Below are 21,460 nucleotides of genomic sequence, written 5' to 3' on the forward strand. Positions count from 1 at the left end.
TCGCCAAGGGGACATGACCGAGCTCAAGGCCACTGGGGGCAACTGGCGTCAACAGCTGATCCACCCCGAGGACAGGCCCGCGGTGGAATTGGCCATTGCTCATGCCCCGGAGTTGGCGTCGCCGTTGGAGGTAGAACACCGCGCCTTGTTGCCAGACGGCTCCGTCCGCTGGATCCAGTTGCGGGCAGTCCCGTTGATGGACAGCGAAGGCAACGTCAGCGAATGGTTCGGTGCAGCCTCCGGCATCACCGATCGCCGCGTGGCTCAAGAGCGTTTGCAGCAGTTGACCGCAACGCTTGAAGAGCGGGTGCAGGCCGGCACTGACGAACTGATGGCGATGGAGGAACGGCTGAGACAGGGCCAGAAGATGGAGTCCCCCGGCCAACTGGCCAGCGGCATTGCCCACGACTTCAACAACATGCTCACCGGGGTCTCCATGGGCTTGGAGCTGTTGGAGATGCGCGTTGGCCAAGGCCGTTTGGAGGACCTGGGTCGCTACGTGGAGATGGCTCGAACGGGGGCCGACCGAGCTGCAGCGTTAACCCAACGACTGTTGGCGTTCTTTCGCCGGCAGACGTTGGCACCGTCGGCCATCCACGTGTCGGCCATGGTGAACAGGACGCTCCACATCCTGGCCCGCTCCATCGGGCCCTCCATTGAGATCGAGACGCGGTCGGATCAAGTGGAGGACGTCGTGCGGGTGGATGCTCCGCAGCTGGAAAACGCCCTTCTCAACCTGTGCATCAACGAGCGCGATGCGACGCCGGATGGAGGGCGCATCTCGATTGAGGCTGAGCTCTCACACGTCGATGGCGGACTGGCGGAGCGTTTGGTGCTGACGCCTGGACCCTATGTTCGCTTGTCGGTCCGAGACACGGGAACCGGCATGGACGCCAGCGTTGTTGAAAAGGTGTTCGAGCCCTTCTTCACGACCAAGCCGATCGGGTAGGGCACGGGGTGGGGCTTGCCGATCTACGTATTCACGCGCCAATCCGGCGGTCAGGTGGCGGTTGACTCCATCCCTGGGGTGGGAACCACGATGCACCTTTATTTGCCGCAAAGCACGGCTGATACCGATGACCGAATCCAGGAAACGCCCGCGCTTCCCCCAGCCACGTCGCCTGGTCGCTCGGTCCTTCTGGTAGAAGACGAGACCGCCATGCGCACGCTGGTGAAAGAGGTGCTGAGCAGTTTGGGCCACCGCGTGAAGGCGGCTGCAAACGGCAGCGACGCCCTCACTGTGCATGCCAGCGAAAAGCACTTTGATTTGCTGATTACGGACGTGGGCCTGACGGGCTCGCTCAATGGGCGGCAGGTGGCGGACGCGGGCCGGCAGCGCCGTCCGACACTGCCGGTGTTATTCATCACCGGCTATGCAGCAAGCGTCGCGGTAGGAGCCGGCCAGCTTGAGTCTGGCATGGAGATACTCACCAAGCCGTTCGCCGCGGGGGAGTTGGAAAGAAGAGTGACCGAGTTGTTGCTGGAAGCCGTCAAAGCGTCGAACGAACCGTTCCCAGCAACTCCAGCAGCGTGAAAGCTTCTTGAGCAGCATAACGTCGTTTTCGAGGAAGTGTGGGTCTGCGCCGGAAACGCCCGCGTAACCGGTGACCAGCAGGACCCTCACGGAAGGGTGGCGTGCCATGGCGTGCTTGGCGAGATCGTGCCCGTTCATCCCCGGCAGGCCCACGTCGGAGATGAGGAGATCGAAGGCGGGTTGCTGCGCCAAGCGCTCCACAGCCGCTTCAGCGTCTCCGACCGCAGTGATGTCATAGCCGCTGTCTTTGAGAACGTCCTGCATCGATTCGCGGATGGCGACGTCGTGCTCTACAAGAAGGATGCGAGGGTACGAGAGGCAGTCATAGCAAACCTGGTTGATCAAAAATTCGAGGAATCATGCAGGACTGGGAGTAAAGCGCTGGTGCATCCCTGTGATGACGGCAATCACGGGAAGGCGAGGGCGCCGTCGCGCCTTGACGCGGTTTTGCCGCGAGGGCTGGATACTCAATCCCCACCCCCTCCCGCCTGGACACTCCCACTATGGCCCGATCCGCCCCCGATTTGCCGGCAGCGTCGCCCCACGCCCTTCGCGTCGAAATCATGCCGCTGGAGTGCGGTGATACCGCGGTGATCGTCGAATTTGAATCCGAACCGCCCGCGTCGTGGCGAGCTCTTCTGACGAAGAAGTTGGCAGACGTGGAGGGGCTTGAGCTGGCATCCGCCCAGTTTGAGGGGCGGGTTCTCTACGTGCTGGGTGCGGAGGGGGGTAGGGGAGGAAGCGTCCACAGGGCGAGTCAATTGTTGCGGTCTCTTCCCGGACGTCCTGGGGGCTCAAACCTGCTGGATGAGCCTGTGAGCCGGGGCGTCCCGGGGCCGGAGCAGGCTCTAGCGACGCACGCCTGAGCGCGTTGTTCAAAAGACGAGTTAAACGCCCGGCCGGAAGATAGGCCGAGCTCGGTTCGATGGCGCTAGCATCGCAGATTGATCACGCAAGGCAGCTATGTACGTTGAGGTATACCACCGGGTGGGATTTTGGGCCCGGATCACCGGGGCGGAAGGTTGGCGCTGGCGGCTGGTGGCGCCACGCGGGCATGTTTTGATGGCTCCCCGGGAGACGTTCGCCAGTCGGCAGGCGTGCTTGGCGGCCTTGGCTCTGCTGCAGATCGGGCCCATTTCAGCGGTGGAGTCGGCCGGAGATGCCCCGAACGCGGTGGGCGCGGCCCCCTCACTATGTCCCGCCCTTTCAACGCCATGACGGCCACCCCAGGTTGGGCAGGTCACGGTCACATCGCCGGCATCCAATGAGGACTGGGTCTGATCCATCGGGGGGCATTTCGCTTGAGTGTGACTCCCCGCGTCGCAGGAAGGCGATCAGTTGAGGCCAGCGGCGTTCGCGTGCACACTGCTATTGAACAGTCAGGGTTCGAGGGCCATGGGTACTTCCAAGCCGGGCAAAGATTTAGAACGGGTCACCTTGTCGGTGGGAGAGCACGTTTACACCTGCGAGATCTGGCGGCTCAGCGAAAGCCGCTGGGTCCTCCTCGGTGTCGAGGTGAACGGCGTGGGTGGGCGCTGGGGTCTGGAAATCAAGGCGCCTTCGTGCCTCCAAGTCTTGGAAGCGGGGGAACGGATCGCTTCTGAAATTCTTAGGATCCCTTAGGCTGACCTAACGCGGGAAGCTTCAATGCACCGTATCGATCCCAAGGATGGCAGATGAGCATTCTGGACGTATTGCTGAGTGCCGGTCACTTGGCTGTGGTGGTCGATATCCTGGCGCGAGACGCTCACACCGGAGCGCACTCAGAGGGCGCCAAGTTGCTTCTGCTCCCTCAGCACAATGCCGTCTTGGCCGCGCGGGGTTCGGCACAGTTTTTCCTCGCAATCTGTGACCTCTGCCTCCAGGCCAGTTTTCGAGCGGGCTTCACGCTGGACCGGCTGTCCCGCGAGCTCGGCGGCGTGATTGATCGCCTCTGGCCACAAGCTACGTGAGCGCGGCTGCAGCCGCTGGCAATTCCCTTAGCGCTATGCACACCGAGTTGGTCCTAGGCGGCTGGTCGGCGCACGATCAGCGCATGATCGCCACCGTTTATGCCAAGTCCGAAGACGGCCACCCTGCCGTGGTTCAAGCGCTGGTGGGGGGGCGGGCGTCGCCAGGCGAGCCCTTGAATCAGCCTGCGGGCATGGGGCGAGTGGACTTGATGGCAGCAGGACGCTTGCAAGCCGCATACCTCAACGGCGACAGCGAGCGGCCAATGGCGGACGGTCGCCCGCTGGCGGCAATGCTCTCAAAGGCGAAGTAACCGTTCTCGATCTGGGAAGTCTCTAATGATCAGGGCAAAGCGTCGCTTTGCTCAGCCACGAACCTCAGTTCATGACGCAAACCAAGGAGAAAGTCTGCATTTGAGCCTGGCTGCGGGGGGCACATGGTTCTCGACGATCATGGTATTAGGTGGGCCGATGCCAGGTGCACCGCGCTGGGTTTGGCGTACTAACCCTCGCGCGTGCACCGCTTCCGTTGGCTGGCAACCCAGTCGCGGCCCAGCAGCAGTTTGGCCCAAAGCTCAAGCGTAAGAAACCGACGAGCGTTCAGCTTCACTGCACCGTAAATCGGCCTCTCCAAGCCAGCACGCAGCGGTTCACTTTTCGATCAGGGATCGCCCTGCGCGGGTGATAGGTTGGCTGACAGAGCTCTTCGAACCTCGCTCGTGTGCCACCGCCTGGCGAGTGTCATCGGACCGCAGCACCAATTCAGCGTTATCGATGAAAAAAATTCCAATGGCGGGCAAGATGAATGGGGCCTGAGCGGACCCCCTAGAAAGGGTGAATTCTGCATAATTCAGCTACGGCCTCCTCCGCACTTCTCGCTCGCTCGACACATAAGTGCGGCCCAATCCCACTATTGCCATAGCAGGAATAGGACGCAAAGGGACGCTTTGTGCTGACGTCTTGCGCACTGCGAAGCGGGTCGCGTGGCGCCCTTGAAACGGGATGAGCAAGTCAGCTCAGCAGCAAAAAGCCAGACCAGAGGCTAGGCATTTCCCATCACCGCTTTAAGTTGATTGTCATCCGTTGGCCCAGAGTCGCATGTTGGCCGAAATGGGCCAGTTGCTAGGGGTGCCGATCACGACGATGCCCTGAACTGCCGGGGCGTCACCTAGGGGAGGGGGAGTCACCCCGTTGGGTTCGGCGGCGCCAACTGGGGTCAGCGCCATAGCGGAGATTTTCACGATTGTCGCGTCCATCGGACGCACGGACATCTTGCTAGGGCGAACGTCAAGCGCCAGTGAACGCGCTCGGGTCGACCCGTGCGCGAGGGCTACCCAACTTGGATGGCGGCGAGCGCGTCTTTGGGTGAGAGAGGGCAGCCATAGTGCCACCCTTGGCCAATAGCCTCTGGAGCAATCCGGTAGAGCAGCAAATCTTGCGCCTCTGATTCGACGCCTTCTGCGATGACATCCAGCCCAAGCTCACGTGCGATGCGATACATCCCTGGCAAAACGGGCCGCAGGGGGGAGTCCTCGTTGATAGCGGCCACGAACATGCGATCGATCTTGATTCCTCGAAATGGCGATTGGGCGAGGTGGGAGAAGTTGGCGCTGCCGGTCCCGAAGTCGTCGATCAAGAACCGGTATCCCAGAACTGAGAGGGCCTGCATGTTGCTCTTTGCGGCAGCGGACACGAGTTCTTCCCGCTCGGTGATCTCGATGCGAAGTTGCTCTGGCAACACGCCAAAATCGTTGGTGACGCTGCCGATGTAGCGAACGACGCACTCTTGGGCCATGTCCACGGGCTCGGCATTGATGCTTACGTAGAGGTTCCTATGCTCCCTCAGCGCGGGGGCGAGATCATTCATGGCACGGGCCAGCACGTATCGAAAAAGATCAGGACTCAGGCCGAATCGGTGGGCGATGGGCACGAAGATGGCCGGCGGGATTTCATCGTCTCCCGGCGGGCGCCAGCGGCTGAGCGCTTCAAATCCCACGAGCTCCCGCGTGCCAATTCGACGCAGTGGCTGGTAGGCCAGTTCGATCTCGCTGCGCTTCAGTGCAAGCACCAACCGTTGCTGGATGGTTTGCCGAGCCGTGATTTGGTGTTTGATCAGCAAGAACGCGAGCAACAGCCCTACCGAGGCACCCGCTGCCAGGATGGTGGTGAGCAACGCCGAGGGCAGTTCGGACACCACGTGCCTAGGGCTGGTAACGAACGCGCAAACGTCGGCCACCCGGCTGCAATGTTGAGCTTGGACGAGAGACGGGGTGCCGACGCGGCTGGTCGGGGACAAGGTGCGGAATGTAAACGATCGGTCCTTCGTTTCGATGCTGATGGAGCTGCTGCGCGCAGGGTCCAAGCTCTCGAAGGCAGACGGGGAGGACACGGTGAACGTGTCGCCTTGGGCGATCAGATTGGACCCGGTGTAGGGGGAGCCAACGAGATCCGACGCGTGCCAAAGCCGGACAGCGCCGCTGGAGAAGCGTGGGGCGGGGAGGGTGTAGGGGCGCGAGCGCCCCCAGAGAGCGCTGCAGACAAGGCGTCCGTCTCGGATGCGACCGATGTCGCTCATGTAGATGGAGTGGAACGCGATCTCCTTTAGTGAGTCGATGTCGGTGTCGGAGCAAGGCGGCTGTCCGATGCGAGAGGCTTGTTCGGCCGCTACGCGCCGGTTACGAGATATGGCCTCCGCGCGCGTCACCGCGGCTTCCGCCACTGCCTCCGCCCCTTCCTTGTCACGCACGTAGAGGATGGCTTGGGCGACCGCGAGCATCGCCAAGAGGCACACCGCCGTGGCTCCTATTACGGTCAAGACGTAGCGACGCCGATTTTCTCGAACGCTCAAAGCAACCCCCGATCTGAAACGCGCCATCGCTTCGCTTGGCTTCTCGCCTCATTTACCTTGTTACAGGTTTATCGGCAAGCTTTCCATGAACTTCAGCCCCAGCTCCACTGGCTTGCAAGCCTCGATCGAACAACCATGCATCTGCGTCTGAACTGTACAGCAATAGGCCGTGAGCCCGGCGATCGCCAGCATGGCCACCCAGGACCTGCTGGTGGCAGCGCAGCTCCAGGCTCGATACCTCAACGCCAGCATGGGGCGGACCGTCGCCGGCGGACGGTTGCTATTGGGCTTTTTGAAGCCTGGCCAGGCGGTGGTCAAAGACTTGGGCCCGATTTAGCCCTGCCAATTTGGTCACTCGGACCGTTCAAAGCACTGCCCCAGTCGAGCGCCGGCTGACGGGCAAGTGCAGCCGCGCCTGCAGCGTGATCGGGCTTTTCTCCCAATTTTTAGCTTTAGTCAGAATAACCCCCTTTGTGGGTTTCGCGTGTCGGTGTATCCCAAACGTATGACGTTCGCGATGCGTGCGTCTGACACCGACCAACGAAACGAAAGGGGGGAACATGTTCATTGGATTTAGACTGACGAAGCGGCTTGTCGTCAACGCCGTGGTTGTGCTGGTGCTGGCGCGATTGCTGTTCATGGGCATGGACGGCTTGGACCGGTTTTCCGACACGTGGAACCGCACCTTTGGGGCGAGCATGCCCAACGCCAGCGGGTTGCGCGGCGCCGTCAACGGCACACGCCAGGTGTTCCCGTCTGGGCTGGACGAGTATGCGCGCCAAGCTGAACGGGACGCGGCCCAAAGCACCTCGCTCAAGGACGTGTTTGCCAGCGCGTTCGGACGCGTGAAAAACGAGGAGGTCATGTTGCCCTCCACCATCAATTCCGCTGGAGGGGAGGGCTCGATCTATGATCGCTACGACCAATGATTTTGAGTGGCTGTCCGTTCTCTCCGGGTGGTCCTTGCTCAACGACAGTGCGGCGCTGCTGCGCACCCCGGGCCAGCGCTGGGCGGGCTTGGAGGGATTGCTCATTGGCTACGCCCTCATCGCTGGACAGTGGTTCGTCCTAGCCACCATGGCCGGAGCGCTGGCATGACCACCGTCGGCGCGGTGATGGCCGCCGTCCTGGCTGCAACATTCCTGGCCACCGTGCTGGGCCTGGCCGGTATCCATTGGGCCAATGCCCGCCACGTCAGCGGGGCGCTTCGTGTGCGTTACCGCTCGCGCGCCCAAATCCTGACTGGGCTAGTGCTGGGGTGGGTGCTCACCCTGGCGAGGCTGTCCACGTGAGCCGGCCACCTTACGTGCAGATGGCCGTTCGCGTGCCACGGGAGCTGAAAGACCGGATGGAACAGGCGGCAGTCGGGGAGGGAATGCACTTCAGCGAACTCGTTCGCGTGCTGCTGTCTCAATCGTTGACGGAAAAAAGTCGGAGAGCGCAGGCCGTTCGCCTTAAAGAGTCGAAACGCCCTCATTCCAGATTTCCTTGAGCTTCGACGTGACGGTATGGGCAATAGCCTTCAGTTCGATCACAAGAGCCGTTCCGTTCGCCTGCGCCAAGTGATCGGCTAGGTATCGTCGTTCTTCACCCACGAAGACTATGTATTCCTGGAAAGGTGGCCAGCACATGACCACGGCGTCTGGGGTGACACTACCTTTCCTGAAAAACGAACGCATTTCTTCATTTGAAACGATGGAGTTGGCCTGATCAAAGCTCAGTCCCATATCGATCAGCTGTTTTGCCAAACGCATGAGGCAGAGGTCTGTGAATCCAAAGCGCTTCCAAGAGGCGCGAGCCGCGCTCTGGTCTGGAGCAGGCGAATCCTTCGAAACCAATGGGGGGATCAGTCCACTTCTACCCAGCAGTCCTCGCTTTAGGTAGCTCCGAAGTCCCTCATATCCAATACCTATGATTGCCGCTGCGCGCGACGTGGTGACTGCTGTCTGCATAGCATCAGCCTTGAAATGGTCTTGATAGAACCGATCTTGAGGCCTCTTAGAATCGGTGTCAACAGGACCGATCTTTGCATTATTGGCCATTGGCACCCAAGGAGGTCGCAGAATTCGCCGCTTCAGCACCGCCATGAGAGCTAGCTGCGGCGTGGAGACGTTTAAGTCGCGGCCTTAGTGCGATGGGATGCTCAAGCTACCCGTGCCTCCGGCCGATTGGTATAACGATCCACCACCCAAGGAAAGGACGGTTATGAGCGAAGAAGCAAACACAACACCGCTTGAGGAAATGAGCTGGGAGGAAAAGCTTGAGGAACTTTTTCGAAACGGGGTGCAGTTGTCACGGCTCAGGTTGATGCGATTGCCGGACGAAGTTCAGCGCTATGGGAATGTGTGGGTAGAGGCAACAGAGGCTGCGCTCGCCTCGGATAATTTCCTTCGGGCGTTGGCATCTGCATTGGATGGAAGGGAGGATGCTCCGGCCCTGGCTAGGGCGCTCCGCACTGAGGTTGATGCGGTTATCGCGTTGCAGCGCCATGCTCTCAGAGTTGTTGGCTCTTCTCCACCCAGCGAGCCTAACGGCAGGAAAGAATGGATTCGCCGCTGGATTGGACCAGGGAAACGAGCAGGCGACGCCACGCACTCGATTTCTGGAAGCTTCCGTGAGGCTTTGGGTGACCTGTTGCCAGATTGGGCAAAGGGCACTCTGAAGGTTGGCGAGGAGCTCTGGGAAATCTACGGGAAGAAGTAGGACAAGGTCGGCCAGCAGCCCTGATCGACTGATCGGTGCTGCGGGACTACGTCTTGGTTGCCCGTTCCGATAGCTCCAAAGATTCCGCGAAGTTTCTCACCCGCGCCAGCAATTCACGCTGGCGTTCGGGTGGGAGCCGGGAGACCACCAAGATCACTTCCGCCAGCACGTCGGACGCGGCGTGGAAATAAGCCACGGGGAGGCCCAGTTCCTCGGCCAAGCGTTCCATGGTTGTTTCGTCGGGCATGCGCTCCCCTCTCTCATAGCGAGAAATGCGCGGTGCCGCAGAGTTCTGGTCCTCCAATCCCAAAGCTGCCCCAAGGTCTGCCTGGCTCAGTCCCCGGGCCAAACGAGCCTCACGGAGGCGGCGGCCGTAGGTATTGGACACAGGAAGCGGAGCTGGCATCGGTCGGAAGCTGAACGCATGGATCGGCCCGCCAGTGTGATGCTTCCAAGCATCGCTTGCATTTGCCAAAATGGCAAATAGAAGTGCACATCCGACAGGGGGAAGCATGAAGAAGGTGCTGTGCGTAGCTGGGACTGTTGCAATCTTTTGGTGCACCGCTGAGCAGGCCCGGGCCGAATCGGACCTGCTTCGCCACATCGGCCGAGCCATCCAAGGCACGCCGAAGGTGGTCAGCGAGAGGTCGCGGAGCCCTTACCTTGAGCCGCCCGGGACCTACTGGGACCTGGATCAGGAAGGCTTGGAAGGGGTTCAGCACCTGCGGGCCGGGGTAACGGCCGTAGGCGGTGGTGGCGTGGACACTTGCGACATGCAGCTGCTCGCCATGGCCCATTCGGCGTATCGAATCGAGGCCGACAAGCGCCAGTGGTGCCTGCGGCAGTGGTGGTTGATGGACACGAAGGTCCACGGCGCCAACGGCATCTCGGGCAATGATCCGGCCGCCATCGAGCGCCGTTATGGGCCGGCTTTCGACGCGCGCCTGGAACGCTTCAAGGGCATCCGGCGATTTGGCATTCGTCCCACCTTCCAAGCCTTGGGCGATGTTGCCTACCGGGCCGACCGTGGGGTGCTGGAAGGATTCATCCCCATGCCTCAGGTGTCCGGGGCCGGGCAAAGCGTCACCGGCAAGGGCTTTGTGCCGTGGGTGCACCGCACCGCCGGAGGGGTGTCCAGCCCACCCAACGCCGGCCGCTTCCACCTTCTGATCCGAATGAATGCCCAAGAGGCCGCCAACCTGGCGCGACAAGGTCGCAGCTACCGAGACGACCTGGTGGTGTTCTCCGTCAACCGGGTCTGGGTGGAGGGAACGGTGCCAAAAATGGACGTGACGATAGAGAGGGTTCGGCTCGGATACCGCGACGAAACCATCGACGTTGATTTGACCAAAACGCAAGGAGCTCCGGCATGAAAGCAACCTTCGTTTCCCTCACCCTGATCACCGCAGGGTTGGCTGCCTGCAGCAGCAAAGCTGATCTTCCCACCATCGAACAAGTCGCCCACGCTTACGAGGCGCATGCCAATGCAAACCTCTCCAGCGAAATGGGCCAACGAATCGAGGTTCGGGGGTGGAAAGACCTCACCGCGGATTGCACCTCAACTGGTCCCCAGCGTGCCACGTGCGTGACCGGTGGAACGCTGGACGTGGTCGGGTTCCAGGGCGGCCAGCAGTTGAAACCCGATCCCGTTCCCGTGCCGCCGGCCTACGACTTCGTCTTTGAGAAGCAACCCACCGGCTGGGTGCCGGTCGGAGCCCAGAAGAAAGGCTGACCTTGCCGACGCGCGGAATCGCGCTATGCATTGAGGGAACACCCATCTAAGGAGGTCCCATGTCTTACAACGCTCACCACACCCCGGCCGGTCACATGCAGTGGGGCTTGCTGGCACCGGCCACCGTCATCCTTGGGGGCGCGGGCCTGCTGTTTCTTGCCGGGGCCCAAGAGATCGGCCAGAACGTGGGCTACGGCTGGCAGGCCGGGTTGGCTGCTGCTGGTGGGGCGGCCGTGCTGCTCCTGTTGTCCATGCTTTACGTGTTGAACTGGCGAGCGGCCCGTGTGCGCGCGGCTAGGGCCAGCGGGCTCCCGGTTTCGCAGCGCAAAGGTGGCTTTGGAAAGGGCGCCCTGGTGGGCTTGCTCTTCGTCGTTGCCCTGCAGCTGGTCAGCGTTGCCGTGGGCCTGCTCTACCCGAGCCTGGAAGAGGGCGAGCGAAACTTCTTCACCTCCGTGCCCCCGATGGCTCTGACGGCGCTCATGCCCGTGGCGCTGATCGTGGGTGGCATCGCAGGCAAGCTCTGGCGCTCCACCAGCCTGTAAGATCAGTCCATGTCCTTTGGGGCCCCCGCGAGGGGGCCATTTTTGTGCAAAGAACAAAGCCCAGAGCCACCGCCGGTCGCTTCGCGCCGGCTTCTGAAAAGCGGCGATGGAAGAAAGGCGGGTGACGCCTTCGGCGCGAGAAGTGATGTTAGGAATAACTGCGGCTTTAGCTCCGCAGTTTTTGCTTTTAGTCAAAGTTTTGTCCACTCAAGCAGTGGACAAAATCATGGGGCGATCTACCTTGAAGTTGTGGATAGGCAATCGCGCCTTCCGAAAACCATCAAGGAAATCGACATGAAAATTCATCACATCGTCAGCGACGGAAACCAAGCGGTCGCCATCACACAATCGGCATCGAGTGGCGGTGGTTACGCGCACCCGGTGAAGCTCTCCGCCATTCGCTTCAACGTGAAAGACGCTGAAGCGGCGCTTGGCGAGCTCAACAGGTCTGGCCACCGTCATGAGAAGGCGTTCGAAGTGATCGAGCGTTGGGACGTCGATGCTCTCAACCAGGGGCCAAAGTCAAAGTTCGGTCGAACCCTTGCCGCCCTTGTGGACGAAGCGCAGGGGCACTTGAAGGGGCCGGTGATCTACGAAGCCAAAAGCATGGAGGAGGACACCGCGCGTGCGCTCAACGCCGCAGCGAAGCAAGCCAGGCTTTCGCAGGTCCTTCCTGCTGCAGGTGGTCCGAGCATGATCATCGGTGGGGAGGTGTGGAACCCGCGCCAAGAGGCGCAGAACCAAGCTCCAGCTCCGGCGGCTGTCCTGGAAGCTCCCCGTCAGCGCGTGCGCCTGTAACCGCCGATCACCCACCAGCAAAAATCAGGAGATTCGACATGAACGTTCAAATTGCGGAAGCCATGAACAAAGCCAAAGACGACGCGGACCGCTACGGAATCCTTGCAGGGTTCGCCTCCTGCAACCGGGCCCTGCTTGAGAAGGGGGCCGCGCAAGAACTGGTGGACGCCTTGTATTTCGCCGGCGCTGCGATCAACCGTTGGCGTGCCATCGCGGTGGTCCGAGAGGCGGCTGCCAAGCCGTTGGACGCGGCGTCCTAAGCCGGAGCGCGCTGTGCTTCAACCTGTCCCTTCCCCAAAACTTGTCACCCTTCCGTCCTCCCGGGGCTACTCCCGTGATCTGGAGCGCTTGCAGGCGGCCGCCGCGCGCGTGCAGGTCACGCGAAACGAAGCCGTGCGCCAAGTGCTCGCCATGTATGCCGCCAAACCTTACCCACTGAGCAGGCGTCGGCTGGGTGGGGAACGGGACGTGCGGCTGGCCCACCTTTCGCTGCAGCGCAGCGTATTGGAGGCGGTGGAGCAGGGCGCGGTGAACGCGGGGATTTCCACCGCAGAAGCGGTGCGCCAGATCATCCGGGACTACGTCCAAGGACATCTGCTTCGGAACCAGGTTCGGGGCAGCCGCCATGGGTGACCGCCGCCCACCACCGCCAGGAAGTCCGAGCGCTGAGCTGATTCACGCGTGCGTCGATGGAAGTCTTTTCCGCGCTCTACAGGCCCTGCGGCAGGGCGCCAACCCCAACGCGTGGCGCCTCAACGAAGGTCCTGCGCTCCATTCCGCACTTGCCTGGCCCCGCATCGTCGAAGCCCTCCTGCAAGCTGGTGCGCACCCTCAAGAGAGGAACCACTGGTGCGAGCGCCCGCTGGAAAAGCTGGCGGCGGACTACCAGTTGAGCGACGACGCCGACGAGCGCAGCCGACTTGAGCAGACGGCGTTGCTGCTGTTGCGGCTGGGCGGCAACCCTCACCGGGGCAGTCCGTTCTGGAACACGCCATCGCTGAACGCGGCGATGCCGCACGTGGTGGCCAGGGTGGAAGCCGAACGACGCGCGGTCCACCTGGAGCAGGCATGGGCGGCCCGGGGAAGTGTCAGAGCAAAGCGGGCAAGGCTGTAGAGCCAACCGCCCAACGCCGCCACCGGTCGCTGCGCGCCGGTTTCTGCAGAAGCAGCGGTGGAAAAGAGCAGGTGACGCCTTCGGCGCGAGAAGTGATGTTAGGAATAACTGCGGCCTTAGCTCCGCAGTTCTAGAAATTAGTCAAGATTTTGTCCACTACAACCGTGGACAAATCTCTAAGGCGATCTACCTTGGGATCAGGAAGAACGCAACGCTTTTTCCACCGACTGGAACCGCCGACATGACCCTTTCTCTTCTCGCCATCGCTGCCCCCATCGCCCTTCCTTTCAGCGTTTGGCTGGCCCAGCGCCTTGAATGCTGCATCGACCGTGCCCTCTGGGCGCATTGAGGGAAACGCCATGACCACGCGTGCCACCCGCCACCGCTATTACGCTTACGAGCGCAGCGATGGCTCTGTGTGTTACCTGCCAAAGCTGTTGCACGAGGGGATTCAGCGCTACCCGCGAACGATCACGCACTACCACCTGGTGCAGTGGCTGGGAGTGTCCAAGTTGCTCAGCAAAGACGAATACAAGCAAATGGCGTGGCTGGGTTCACAGAGGGGAACGCTCCGAAACACCCATGATTCAACGCGTGCTGGTCTCACCGGCTGACACCCTGGCAGGGCAAAATGGTTTCATGACCCACGCTGCCGCTCCATCCACCCTTCAAGCCCCGGCCTACGGCCTGCTGCTCGGCCACACCGAGTGCCATTTCTGCCACGCGCCGACGCCCACCGCCGCGATCTGGGTGCCCTCGTTCGAGGAGCACGACGACGAGGGGTTGGTGGATCAGGGGGAGGGTGCTTTGTTGCGTTACATCGAGCGCTTGGACGAGGGGGGCGCTGCGTTCGTTGCCGGGCACGCCCCTTGGCTTCGCTTCGCCACTACTCGAACCTCCGGGCAAACCTACCTGGCCCACCATTGCACCACCTGCGGGGCCCTACAGGGCGACCACTTCGTCTTTTCCCCTGATGGCCCGTATTGGCCTCAAGACGATGTCCAACTTGCGTCTCTTCGCTTCATCCGAGGTTTGGGCCCACTCACCGCTCAAGCGTCCGCGGCGCAGAGTGGTTGGATGAACAACGTTCCCGAGGTTTGTTCATACGTATGACCATTTCCATTCGTTCCGCTGTTGCAGAAGATGCCGCATGGATAGTTGCTCTGCTTCGCGACGGAGCACGGCAAGGGCATTTCCGCGAAACCCTCAGCGCCCAAGCGGTTCCCTTGGTGGAAGGGCTGCTTCATGTCGGCTTCTTGACGATGATGAAGCTGCGACACAATCGACCAGAGGTTTGCAGGGTTGACGGCGACGTGAGGGTTGCGACCTGGGAGGGTCAGCCGGCGGCGTTTCTGATCTGCATGCATGATCGCGAAGGCTACGAGCTCCATCTCGCCGGCACGGGACCAGAGTTCATCCGGCGTGGTTGCTTCAAGGCATTGGTGCGCCACGCGTTGGCCAGTTCATCTAGGGAGGGCAGGGTCTTCGCACGGTGCTACGCGACGTCCAGCGTCGCCATTGAGGCGTTGAAGGCCCATGGCTTCGTGCGCACCAGTGGCGGCGATCCAGTCGAGTTGGACTGGGACAGGACGTTTCCATTGCCAGAGAACGTGGAAGCGGTTCCCCGGTCCTGGTGGCAGCGCCTCCTTGGAGGATTCAGGCGGGCCGATTGAGGGCCAGTCGGTGTGCCGCCAGCGGCACGCCATTCAAGCCCGTTGCGCTGCGCGCGGCCCCAACGCCCGGCTTCTCCGGTCAAGGGCCATTCCAGGGCCCGGGTCCTCGCTTCGCTGCGGGCCGCGCCAGCCCTTCCATTTCCTCCCCTGACCGCGCCGAGCGGTGGGGCGGTGGGTTTTCCATTCCAGGACATCCGGACCGGATGCCCTGGACCGGGCCATTACTCACCAGCGAGGTGCGCTCCATGTTTGACGAATTCGACCTTATCCATTCCTACACCCGCGCCCAGGCGATCGAGGACGGGGTCCTGGTGGACGTGTCCGACGTGGCCAAAGAAGCCGGATTCAAGTTGCCGTGGCCATCACGCGCGCTGGGTGGGCGCGCTACGTCGAAGTGCCCAGAGGGTCGGAGCTGCGCGGCCAGTCGGTGGACGGCCGGCTCTGGGACGTGCTTTTCATGCTCCACGTGGCCATCAAGCGGCAACAGGGCAGCGGTTCGGAGCTCCAGTTCCAACTCCACGTGGCTCTGCCCGATGCCGGCGACTGGTTGCCGAACGAAGCCCACCCGGAGACCGGGTCGACCCTGATGCGGTCCACCCACCGCCTGGTTACCTTGAAAGCACTGTGTGGGCCCGGGGACGCCCTGGAGCCGGTGGTGACGATCATGCTGCCCAACGAGGATTGAGAAAGGGGGGCCGGGAAACCGGCCCTCATCGTTTTCCCATGCTGGTCCCGCCGCTACCATAGCGGGAAGACAAGGGAGGGGCAGGGGATGGAAGAGTTCGATTGGTCGAAGGTGGAGTTTGCACGCACACCCTGGCGGAGCCGGGTTATCCCTGACGCGCTGCCCATCCTCATCCGGTGGGCGCAGGAGGGCGAAGCCCATTCCTACAGCGACCTGGCCCAAGAGCTGCACGACACCTTCGGGCACGAGATCAAACCCCGCAAAGACCTCTACGGCACCGTCGCCGGGGGAGTGGCCCAGGCTCTGCAGTGGCTCAGCGAGCAGTGGAAGGAACCCATCCCGCCCCTTCACGCAATCGTCGTCAACAAGAACACGAAACACCCTGGCGAGGGGGCGATCACCATCTCGCCAGCTTACTTCGCGGGAAAGAAGCTGGATACCGAGGAAGAGCGCCGCGCGCACTTGCGAGAGGCGATGGAAGACGTTTTCACCTATCCCAATTGGGACCAGGTCGCCCGCGCTCTGGGAGCCACCATGCTGACCCCGTCCGCCGGGGCGGTTGAAAAGGTGGCAGCGGATGCGCCTCTTCCCCTTCCTAAAGTCCAGGAGGGTGGCAGGCCAGAAAGCGATGAGCACAAAGCGTTGAAGGCGTGGGTGGCCAGCCATCCCGAAGAGTTCGTGGACTTTGGGAGCTTCCCCACGGGGAGCAACGAGAAGTTATTGAGCTCGGGTGACCGACTGGACGCGCATTTCGATAACGGAAGACATCGCCTGGCGGTGGAAGTTAAAACCAGCAAGTGCTCGGAGGACGAGCTCCAGCGCGGCGTCTACCAAGCGGTGAAATACCGCGCCGTTCTCCGGGCCGAGCAGAAGGCGATCCGTCACGTGCCCAACGGGGAGGCGGTGCTGGTATGCACGCGCGCTCCGAACACGGAAACTCGAGCACTCATCAAACGCCTGCAGGTGCGGTTCCAGCAAGTGCCGCTGGAGGCGGAGCAAGAATGAAGCCTGAGGAACTGGAGCAACGTATTCGCCAAATCGATGGATTCGTTCGGGTGCTCACGCAGGAATGCCACATCCTCGACGAGCGCCGGCACATTCTGTCCCCACTCATTCAAGATCCCGAGATTCAGGCAGGACTGAAAGCCAAGCTGGACAAGACGCCGGGCGCCAATGCCTGGAACCACTTGGCGCCGCTTCTTGGACAAGACCTGGTGCGCGATCAGTCACGGCTTTTTCTGGATAACGACTCGCGGTCCGGTAGCCTGACCAACCTCTGGCGAAAGCTTCAAGCAGATCCCGCGATCAAGGAGCACTACCGGGAGCGCTATGGGCGCATGTTCGATCACTTCCACGACGAACCGATCAGTGACCTGCCGCCCGAAAGCTCGGCTGTTTTCCAGGAGAAGTTCAGACAGAGCGATCGGGACGAGAACTACTCGCGCTTCGATAGTGGCTGGGAAAAGGTCTCCGCTGCTATGGCGCTCTTGATGGCCGACCCAGTGGCTGAGAAGATCAAAACGCTCCGGGACAAGCACCACGCCCACCTGGAAATGCGCAAGCTGGACGAGGAGCCTGGCGCGTTTGACATCAACACGCTTGGGTTGACCTTCAATGAGGTCCTGGCTTTTGGCGATCGTTGCCAAGCCACCGTGGCAGAGCTGGGGCTGCTCTTGACCGGAACCAGTTGGGATCCGCAGCAATACGCGTCGGTTCACGAAGCCCAAGGCAAGGCGATGTGGAAAGCCTTGGCTGGGGTTTGACTTCGAGGCACAACAGCGAAGAGCCCAGAAGCCGCCGCAGGTGGCCAAGCCACCTGCCTTCTGAAAAGCACGCTTGGTGCGAGGGCATTGCCTCCGGTCGGTTTTGGAAATCCGAAGCTTTGCCACTTCGAACGTGAGGGATGCCCCCCGCCTTCTTTGCCGTCAGGGGCACTTGAATTCAAAGCCCACCCAGTCGCTCGCTCCCAGGTCTTGCCAGTAGAACCGTGCGCCTGGACCCACGACGCTGCAAGAGCAAGCCGCCGGCCAAACCGCGGTGCCGGGGTGGTTGACGAAGCCGTAACCTGGCATCGGAGTTAAGTTGGCGCGCAGCGCGTAGACACAGGCTTCCAAAGCCGGTGTTGGGCGGGTCACGCCAGGTGGCTCTGGCGTAAACGTGGGGGTGTCGTTCGTTTCGTATTGCCAAGTGCATGCCAACGAGGTGGCTTGAAGCTCGGCCAGGGTCCGGGGAGCGTTGCAGAAGATCGCCCAGCCGTAGTGCCCTCCGTCTCCCCACGAATGCCAAGATCGCCCGGTGTATTCGGGAAACGTCGGAGGTGGTGCGTTGGCGGTGCATGTATTGGCCTCGTTGCGACGAACCCCAGTCTCCGCCCAATTTGTCCAAGTGGTGAACGTCGGGCTTGGCAGCGACCACGTGGTGGCCGGGCAGTTGTAAGACCCCATCCTCGTCCGCCGCTGCTCGGCCTGCCACGTGTGCGATCCACTCTGGCCTGCCGGGCAAGCGGCCGCCGTGGTGATCCACTGGGTTTCCGCCTGTGGGAAAGGCGTTGGGCAAGCCACACAGGTGGTATTGGTTTGCGTCCAGGCGTTCCACGAACCGGTGCCCGTGCACGTGAAGGTGCGCTGCTGCCCAATCGCGCCAAACTGACCGGCAGGGCATCCCACGTTGCGCGTCTCGGGAGCCGGGCACGGCGCGCAGCTGCTGCTCGTCGTGGTCCAACTGCCGGCCGTCGTGGACCCAGCCCACGCCTCGTAAACGCTCGGGTCGGTTCCGCAGTGGTGACGGCGGTTCTGGAACACCTGGCCCACCTGACCCACTGGGCAGTTGATCGTTCGGTTTTCGCTCCACTCCTGACACGGCAGCACCGTGCTTGTCGGTGGCGGCGTGGCGGGCGGTGAAGTAGGCGGAGCCGGAGGCGTCACGGTCACCGGGGGAGAGGGTGGAGTGGCCGGTGGGGGCGTCGTGGGAGGAACGCTTGGTGGCGGGGCGGTTGGGGGCGACACCGGCGGGGAAGGCGCGACCGGTCCCACGGGTCCTACGGGGCTTCCCACGGGTGGAGAAACGGGAGGCGTGACCGAGGGGGTGACGGGTGGCAACACCAGCGGCGATCCGGTCCATTCGCCCCCCAACAAGCCGCTGTGGTAGACGAAGACCACGCGCGATTTGTCAGCGCAGGTGCGGCCCAGCAATCCGACGTCGAGCTGGCCGCCGGTGTTTCGAATCACCGACACGTCCGACACCTGCGCGTCCCACACCCCGCTCGCGTTGGCCGCGACCAGGTCCACGCACGCTTGGCGAGGAAGTCCGGCGTAGCTCACGGAGAACGAATCACCGAAGCGATCGACGGTGTAGGGCTGGACGTTTACCGCGCCGCCCCATGCGTTGGTCAAGACGCTTTCCCCGACGCCGAGTTGGGATTCGGGGGCCAAGCCATCGACCACCACAGCGGTGGTGCTCACTCCGCGGAACGTCCCCACCATCCCAAAGCTGCTCTCGATACGTCGGGACAGCTCACGCAGGTTGCGCGTTTCGCTGGCCACCTTCGCCTTTGCATCGACCTGGCCAAAGAAGAGGAACATCGCGCCCGTGGCTGCGGTCACAACGCCCAGCGCCAGCAAGGCCTCGGTGAGGGTGAAGCCCAGCGCGCTGCGCACGCCCTTGGAAAGGCGGGTGAGGGTGGGCGAACAGCGGCGGATCATGTGCGTCATGCATTCAGCATGCGATGCACCTTGGATTCCGCAAGCCCCTGTTTTTTAGTCAAAAAAAGTTGGATTTTTCATCTTGACATTGCACGGTGGTTTGGTTGCATGGGATTAAGAGAGTGGGGTGACCTACTCATGAATGTCATTTAAAAAACCCAAGAGACCGACGCCATGATTGAAAACCCCACCCGCTTGGCCCGCCCCATTGCTGGCCCTTCTTTCGCATGTATCCCTCCCACGGCTCCCGCGTTCCTGCCCGAAGGCAAGCTTCGCCGGCAAGCCCGCCTGGCGCGTGAGCAACGCCACTTCGAGCGCCAGCTGCGCAAGGAGCTGAAATGGAAATGACCGCCCACAAACTTGCTCAACAACTTCTGGAAGCCATCGAGCACCGCAACCCTTGGGAGCTCGAAGAAGCCATCGCGGCTGTCCGCGAGGCACGCCTGAAGGCGTGGAGGGGCATGACGGCTTTTCCTTCCTTGGACCACCCGGTGGGGCCCAACGGGATTACCGCGTTCCACGTGGCCTGCATGGGGTGGCACGTGAACCAGGATGACCCCCACAAGCGGCAGTGCTACGACAAGATGGCCGGAATGCTGGCCGAAGCCGGGGCGGACGTGTTTGCGGAGTTCGGCCCGGCAAAGCAACGCTGGACGATCATTGAAGCGCTGCATGGCGCTACGCCACCGTCTGTCAAAGCATGGATGGCCTCTCAGCCATTCGATCTGCATTGCTCGCCTTCAAACGTCGCCTACACGCTGCGGTGGGACAGCCGTCGTCCAGTCGCCTCGCTGGAAGAATAGAAAAGAATCAAAGGGCTGAACGGCCCGAAAGGTTGCAAAAACATGCACTTGCGCAATGGCGGCGTCGGGGTAGATTCGGTAGGAACCCCTATCTACTCACGAAAGGATACCCTATGCGGCTGTGCAACTTCTCACTCAAGGGTGGCGTCGGCCGCACGACGCTGGCCCTGAATCTTGCCGGGTGCTATGCCCGTGACCCCAGCCTGCGTGTGTTGGTCAACGACCGGGACCCCCAAGGCGGAGCCTGTGCGTTTGCCTCGCTGTCGGACGAAACACCGTTCAGTGTCGGACGTTCGCGCTCCCCGGGCTTCGACGTGGAGATCACCGACACTCCACCACGCCTGCCGGACAACGAAGTGATCCCCGAGGCTGATCTCTACCTGGTGCCCACGTTGCTCGATGGGGCCAGCTTTCTCATCTTCCTGCGAACCGTGGATGTTCTTGAAAAGAAGGGAAAGCGTTACCTGCCCATCGCCAACCGGGCCAACGACAAGCGGGCAGCCCATCGACGCCGCCTGGAGCACCCTAAGATGTCGGGTGCCGTCCTGGTGCGGGACCGAGCGTTGTTTGCGGACTGCTACGAGGAGGGGAAGACCGTGTTCGACGCCAACGGCCGCTGGGCCCGGGTGGCCCAGGAGGAGATCCACTCCCTCGCTGTCCGGGTGCGCGATACTTTGGCCGCTGGTGCAGGCCGGAGGGCTGCGGCATGATGGAGCTTCCTTTGGTTTCCCTCCCAAACCTACCCATGGCCACTCGCAAAGCTCCTGCCAAGAAGGCTGGCACGAAGAAGGCCGTCAAGCGCACCTTGGATGACGTCAAGGACGTGACCCATGCCAAGCCCCGCCGGGCCAGCAAAGCGGCAGGCGTTCCGATTGCCCGCATCCCGGAGCACCTGTTGCTCGGGCCGGGCGACTACCCGGAGCGCAAGTCCTACTTTGACTACGACGACAGCCAGAAGGCGGGCAGCGTCGGAGGAAAGCGGGTTCACATGGTCATGCCCCGATCGGTCACGCTGCACGACTACCGTCGTCGGGAGGACGGGCTGCGCCACCACCGGGCCATGGTGACGATCCCGCCAAAGCTCCGCGAGAACATCGCCAAGCTGTTTGGCTTCGACGATTCGGAAGACGCCGGCAGTGAAGTCGCGTTGACCACCGCCATGGTGGCGTTGGCCGACTACGCCGCGGCGTCGCTCATCCAGGATAAGACGCTGTTGATCGTGAGCTCGCCGGTGGACGAGCACGCGGAGGACCGCAAGGCCGCCAGGGTGGCAGTGCGGAACTTGGGGATGAGCAAGAACGGGAAGATCTACTGACCCTCACAAACATGGGAACGAAGAAAGCGGCTATGGCCGCCTTCTTGTGGCTGTGGATCGTCC

The 21,460-nt window shown here is 62.1% G+C and carries 28 protein-coding genes and 1 pseudogene; 25 read left to right on the forward strand and 4 right to left on the reverse strand.

Annotation, left to right across the window (positions count from 1 at the left end; all coding sequences use genetic code 11):
• The first annotated feature begins 13 nt into the window (after positions 1-13).
• The 5 genes from N5C25_RS02650 (at position 14) to N5C25_RS02670 (ending at position 3,797) form a co-directional block, all read left to right on the forward strand.
• Positions 14-949, forward strand: coding sequence for a PAS domain-containing protein (locus tag N5C25_RS02650; RefSeq protein WP_279936337.1), 936 nt, complete (start codon positions 14-16; stop codon positions 947-949).
• A 15-nt stretch (positions 950-964) separates the two neighbouring features.
• Positions 965-1,534 carry a response regulator gene (locus tag N5C25_RS02655; protein WP_279936338.1) on the forward strand — a complete coding sequence of 190 codons (570 nt, stop codon included), beginning with the start codon at positions 965-967 and terminating at the stop codon, positions 1,532-1,534.
• A gap of 1,395 nt (positions 1,535-2,929) precedes the next feature.
• On the forward strand, positions 2,930-3,157 hold the full coding sequence (locus N5C25_RS02660) for a hypothetical protein (RefSeq protein ID WP_279936339.1): 228 nt from the start codon (positions 2,930-2,932) through the stop codon (positions 3,155-3,157).
• A gap of 53 nt (positions 3,158-3,210) precedes the next feature.
• Positions 3,211-3,486, forward strand: a complete 276-nt coding sequence (locus tag N5C25_RS02665) for a hypothetical protein (protein ID WP_279936340.1) — start codon at positions 3,211-3,213, stop codon at positions 3,484-3,486.
• 83 nt (positions 3,487-3,569) lie between these two features.
• Positions 3,570-3,797, forward strand: coding sequence for a hypothetical protein (locus tag N5C25_RS02670; RefSeq protein WP_279936341.1), 228 nt, complete (start codon positions 3,570-3,572; stop codon positions 3,795-3,797).
• A gap of 1,016 nt (positions 3,798-4,813) precedes the next feature.
• Here N5C25_RS02670 and N5C25_RS02675 read toward each other — a convergent pair.
• The gene (locus N5C25_RS02675) at positions 4,814-6,259 is read right to left on the reverse strand and encodes an EAL domain-containing protein (RefSeq protein WP_279936391.1); all 1,446 of its coding nucleotides are present in this window, start codon (positions 6,257-6,259) and stop codon (positions 4,814-4,816) included.
• Between the two features lie 241 nt (positions 6,260-6,500).
• Between N5C25_RS02675 and N5C25_RS02680 the strand changes: the two genes are divergently transcribed.
• The 3 genes from N5C25_RS02680 (at position 6,501) to N5C25_RS02690 (ending at position 7,623) form a co-directional block, all read left to right on the forward strand.
• Positions 6,501-6,668 (forward strand): hypothetical protein, encoded by a 168-nt coding sequence (locus N5C25_RS02680; protein ID WP_153643641.1) that lies wholly within the window; start codon positions 6,501-6,503, stop codon positions 6,666-6,668.
• Positions 6,669-6,891: 223 nt separating this feature from the next.
• On the forward strand, positions 6,892-7,260 hold the full coding sequence (locus N5C25_RS02685) for a hypothetical protein (protein WP_279936342.1): 369 nt from the start codon (positions 6,892-6,894) through the stop codon (positions 7,258-7,260).
• A 165-nt stretch (positions 7,261-7,425) separates the two neighbouring features.
• Positions 7,426-7,623: a hypothetical protein gene (locus tag N5C25_RS02690; protein WP_088375520.1), complete on the forward strand. Its 198-nt coding sequence runs from the start codon at positions 7,426-7,428 to the stop codon at positions 7,621-7,623.
• A gap of 162 nt (positions 7,624-7,785) precedes the next feature.
• On the opposite strand, the gene N5C25_RS02695 is transcribed toward N5C25_RS02690, so the two are convergent.
• Positions 7,786-8,418: a hypothetical protein gene (locus tag N5C25_RS02695; RefSeq protein WP_279936343.1), complete on the reverse strand. Its 633-nt coding sequence runs from the start codon at positions 8,416-8,418 to the stop codon at positions 7,786-7,788.
• Between the two features lie 118 nt (positions 8,419-8,536).
• On the opposite strand from N5C25_RS02695, the gene N5C25_RS02700 reads away from it, so the two are divergent.
• Positions 8,537-9,034 (forward strand): hypothetical protein, encoded by a 498-nt coding sequence (locus N5C25_RS02700; RefSeq protein ID WP_141098664.1) that lies wholly within the window; start codon positions 8,537-8,539, stop codon positions 9,032-9,034.
• Positions 9,035-9,080: 46 nt separating this feature from the next.
• Here N5C25_RS02700 and N5C25_RS20475 read toward each other — a convergent pair whose 3' ends face one another.
• Complete coding sequence (locus N5C25_RS20475; RefSeq protein ID WP_345781906.1) at positions 9,081-9,650, reverse strand: helix-turn-helix transcriptional regulator; 570 nt, start codon at positions 9,648-9,650, stop codon at positions 9,081-9,083.
• Between N5C25_RS20475 and N5C25_RS02710 the strand changes: the two genes are divergently transcribed.
• The 13 genes and pseudogenes from N5C25_RS02710 (at position 9,547) to N5C25_RS02770 (ending at position 17,341) form a co-directional block, all read left to right on the forward strand.
• Positions 9,547-10,407 carry a hypothetical protein gene (locus N5C25_RS02710; RefSeq protein ID WP_279936344.1) on the forward strand — a complete coding sequence of 287 codons (861 nt, stop codon included), beginning with the start codon at positions 9,547-9,549 and terminating at the stop codon, positions 10,405-10,407. The genes N5C25_RS20475 and N5C25_RS02710 overlap by 104 nt on opposite strands.
• Positions 10,404-10,766 carry a hypothetical protein gene (locus N5C25_RS02715; protein ID WP_279936345.1) on the forward strand — a complete coding sequence of 121 codons (363 nt, stop codon included), beginning with the start codon at positions 10,404-10,406 and terminating at the stop codon, positions 10,764-10,766. The genes N5C25_RS02710 and N5C25_RS02715 overlap by 4 nt, the downstream gene beginning before the upstream one ends.
• A 59-nt stretch (positions 10,767-10,825) precedes the next feature.
• Entirely contained in the window at positions 10,826-11,308 is a 483-nt protein-coding gene (locus N5C25_RS02720) for an ABC transporter permease (RefSeq protein ID WP_279936346.1), read from the forward strand.
• A gap of 294 nt (positions 11,309-11,602) precedes the next feature.
• The gene (locus N5C25_RS02725; RefSeq protein WP_279936347.1) at positions 11,603-12,106 is read left to right on the forward strand and encodes a hypothetical protein; all 504 of its coding nucleotides are present in this window, start codon (positions 11,603-11,605) and stop codon (positions 12,104-12,106) included.
• A 38-nt stretch (positions 12,107-12,144) separates the two neighbouring features.
• Positions 12,145-12,366: a hypothetical protein gene (locus tag N5C25_RS02730; RefSeq protein ID WP_024956690.1), complete on the forward strand. Its 222-nt coding sequence runs from the start codon at positions 12,145-12,147 to the stop codon at positions 12,364-12,366.
• An 88-nt stretch (positions 12,367-12,454) separates the two neighbouring features.
• Positions 12,455-12,739 (forward strand): hypothetical protein, encoded by a 285-nt coding sequence (locus N5C25_RS02735; protein WP_279936348.1) that lies wholly within the window; start codon positions 12,455-12,457, stop codon positions 12,737-12,739.
• Complete coding sequence (locus N5C25_RS02740) at positions 12,732-13,220, forward strand: hypothetical protein (RefSeq protein ID WP_279936349.1); 489 nt, start codon at positions 12,732-12,734, stop codon at positions 13,218-13,220. The genes N5C25_RS02735 and N5C25_RS02740 overlap by 8 nt, the downstream gene beginning before the upstream one ends.
• Positions 13,221-13,579: 359 nt before the next feature.
• The gene (locus N5C25_RS02745) at positions 13,580-13,834 is read left to right on the forward strand and encodes a hypothetical protein (RefSeq protein ID WP_279936350.1); all 255 of its coding nucleotides are present in this window, start codon (positions 13,580-13,582) and stop codon (positions 13,832-13,834) included.
• Entirely contained in the window at positions 13,803-14,333 is a 531-nt protein-coding gene (locus N5C25_RS02750) for a hypothetical protein (protein WP_279936351.1), read from the forward strand. The genes N5C25_RS02745 and N5C25_RS02750 overlap by 32 nt, the downstream gene beginning before the upstream one ends.
• Complete coding sequence (locus tag N5C25_RS02755) at positions 14,330-14,893, forward strand: hypothetical protein (protein WP_279936352.1); 564 nt, start codon at positions 14,330-14,332, stop codon at positions 14,891-14,893. Before N5C25_RS02750 ends, N5C25_RS02755 begins: the two co-directional genes overlap by 4 nt.
• Positions 14,894-15,138: 245 nt before the next feature.
• Positions 15,139-15,578, forward strand: a pseudogene (locus N5C25_RS02760) (DUF6573 family protein).
• Positions 15,579-15,665: 87 nt separating this feature from the next.
• On the forward strand, positions 15,666-16,583 hold the full coding sequence (locus N5C25_RS02765; RefSeq protein ID WP_279936354.1) for a hypothetical protein: 918 nt from the start codon (positions 15,666-15,668) through the stop codon (positions 16,581-16,583).
• Positions 16,580-17,341 carry a hypothetical protein gene (locus N5C25_RS02770; protein ID WP_279936355.1) on the forward strand — a complete coding sequence of 254 codons (762 nt, stop codon included), beginning with the start codon at positions 16,580-16,582 and terminating at the stop codon, positions 17,339-17,341. Before N5C25_RS02765 ends, N5C25_RS02770 begins: the two co-directional genes overlap by 4 nt.
• Positions 17,342-17,503: 162 nt before the next feature.
• Here the strand turns inward: N5C25_RS02770 and N5C25_RS02775 are convergent, their stop codons facing one another.
• Positions 17,504-19,288 (reverse strand): type 4 pilus major pilin, encoded by a 1,785-nt coding sequence (locus N5C25_RS02775; RefSeq protein ID WP_279936356.1) that lies wholly within the window; start codon positions 19,286-19,288, stop codon positions 17,504-17,506.
• 329 nt (positions 19,289-19,617) lie between these two features.
• Here N5C25_RS02775 and N5C25_RS02780 point away from each other — a divergent pair, with 329 nt between their 5' ends.
• From N5C25_RS02780 to N5C25_RS02790, 3 genes are all read left to right on the forward strand, one after another.
• On the forward strand, positions 19,618-20,082 hold the full coding sequence (locus N5C25_RS02780; RefSeq protein WP_279936357.1) for a hypothetical protein: 465 nt from the start codon (positions 19,618-19,620) through the stop codon (positions 20,080-20,082).
• Positions 20,083-20,195: 113 nt separating this feature from the next.
• Positions 20,196-20,792 (forward strand): ParA family protein, encoded by a 597-nt coding sequence (locus N5C25_RS02785; protein ID WP_279936358.1) that lies wholly within the window; start codon positions 20,196-20,198, stop codon positions 20,790-20,792.
• The gene (locus tag N5C25_RS02790; RefSeq protein WP_279936359.1) at positions 20,789-21,397 is read left to right on the forward strand and encodes a hypothetical protein; all 609 of its coding nucleotides are present in this window, start codon (positions 20,789-20,791) and stop codon (positions 21,395-21,397) included. The genes N5C25_RS02785 and N5C25_RS02790 overlap by 4 nt, the downstream gene beginning before the upstream one ends.
• Positions 21,398-21,460 lie beyond the last annotated feature (63 nt).

Origin of the sequence: Stenotrophomonas sp. GD03958, from assembly GCF_029839005.1 — a bacterium.
GTDB lineage: Bacteria > Pseudomonadota > Gammaproteobacteria > Xanthomonadales > Xanthomonadaceae > Stenotrophomonas > Stenotrophomonas hibiscicola.

Coding starts and splice junctions, on each gene's coding strand:
- N5C25_RS02650 (WP_279936337.1), top strand. CDS start 14: ATGACCGAGCTCAAGGCCACTGGGGGCAACTGGCGTCAACAGCTGATC.
- N5C25_RS02660 (WP_279936339.1), top strand. CDS start 2,930: ATGGGTACTTCCAAGCCGGGCAAAGATTTAGAACGGGTCACCTTGTCG.
- N5C25_RS02665 (WP_279936340.1), top strand. CDS start 3,211: ATGAGCATTCTGGACGTATTGCTGAGTGCCGGTCACTTGGCTGTGGTG.
- N5C25_RS02670 (WP_279936341.1), top strand. CDS start 3,570: ATGATCGCCACCGTTTATGCCAAGTCCGAAGACGGCCACCCTGCCGTG.
- N5C25_RS02675 (WP_279936391.1), bottom strand. CDS start 6,259: ATGCTCGCGGTCGCCCAAGCCATCCTCTACGTGCGTGACAAGGAAGGG.
- N5C25_RS02685 (WP_279936342.1), top strand. CDS start 6,892: ATGTTCATTGGATTTAGACTGACGAAGCGGCTTGTCGTCAACGCCGTG.
- N5C25_RS02690 (WP_088375520.1), top strand. CDS start 7,426: ATGACCACCGTCGGCGCGGTGATGGCCGCCGTCCTGGCTGCAACATTC.
- N5C25_RS02695 (WP_279936343.1), bottom strand. CDS start 8,418: ATGGCGGTGCTGAAGCGGCGAATTCTGCGACCTCCTTGGGTGCCAATG.
- N5C25_RS02700 (WP_141098664.1), top strand. CDS start 8,537: ATGAGCGAAGAAGCAAACACAACACCGCTTGAGGAAATGAGCTGGGAG.
- N5C25_RS02710 (WP_279936344.1), top strand. CDS start 9,547: ATGAAGAAGGTGCTGTGCGTAGCTGGGACTGTTGCAATCTTTTGGTGC.
- N5C25_RS20475 (WP_345781906.1), bottom strand. CDS start 9,650: ATGGCTCGGCCGATGTGGCGAAGCAGGTCCGATTCGGCCCGGGCCTGC.
- N5C25_RS02715 (WP_279936345.1), top strand. CDS start 10,404: ATGAAAGCAACCTTCGTTTCCCTCACCCTGATCACCGCAGGGTTGGCT.
- N5C25_RS02720 (WP_279936346.1), top strand. CDS start 10,826: ATGTCTTACAACGCTCACCACACCCCGGCCGGTCACATGCAGTGGGGC.
- N5C25_RS02725 (WP_279936347.1), top strand. CDS start 11,603: ATGAAAATTCATCACATCGTCAGCGACGGAAACCAAGCGGTCGCCATC.
- N5C25_RS02730 (WP_024956690.1), top strand. CDS start 12,145: ATGAACGTTCAAATTGCGGAAGCCATGAACAAAGCCAAAGACGACGCG.
- N5C25_RS02740 (WP_279936349.1), top strand. CDS start 12,732: ATGGGTGACCGCCGCCCACCACCGCCAGGAAGTCCGAGCGCTGAGCTG.
- N5C25_RS02745 (WP_279936350.1), top strand. CDS start 13,580: ATGACCACGCGTGCCACCCGCCACCGCTATTACGCTTACGAGCGCAGC.
- N5C25_RS02750 (WP_279936351.1), top strand. CDS start 13,803: ATGATTCAACGCGTGCTGGTCTCACCGGCTGACACCCTGGCAGGGCAA.
- N5C25_RS02755 (WP_279936352.1), top strand. CDS start 14,330: ATGACCATTTCCATTCGTTCCGCTGTTGCAGAAGATGCCGCATGGATA.
- N5C25_RS02765 (WP_279936354.1), top strand. CDS start 15,666: ATGGAAGAGTTCGATTGGTCGAAGGTGGAGTTTGCACGCACACCCTGG.
- N5C25_RS02770 (WP_279936355.1), top strand. CDS start 16,580: ATGAAGCCTGAGGAACTGGAGCAACGTATTCGCCAAATCGATGGATTC.
- N5C25_RS02775 (WP_279936356.1), bottom strand. CDS start 19,288: ATGACGCACATGATCCGCCGCTGTTCGCCCACCCTCACCCGCCTTTCC.
- N5C25_RS02780 (WP_279936357.1), top strand. CDS start 19,618: ATGGAAATGACCGCCCACAAACTTGCTCAACAACTTCTGGAAGCCATC.
- N5C25_RS02785 (WP_279936358.1), top strand. CDS start 20,196: ATGCGGCTGTGCAACTTCTCACTCAAGGGTGGCGTCGGCCGCACGACG.
- N5C25_RS02790 (WP_279936359.1), top strand. CDS start 20,789: ATGATGGAGCTTCCTTTGGTTTCCCTCCCAAACCTACCCATGGCCACT.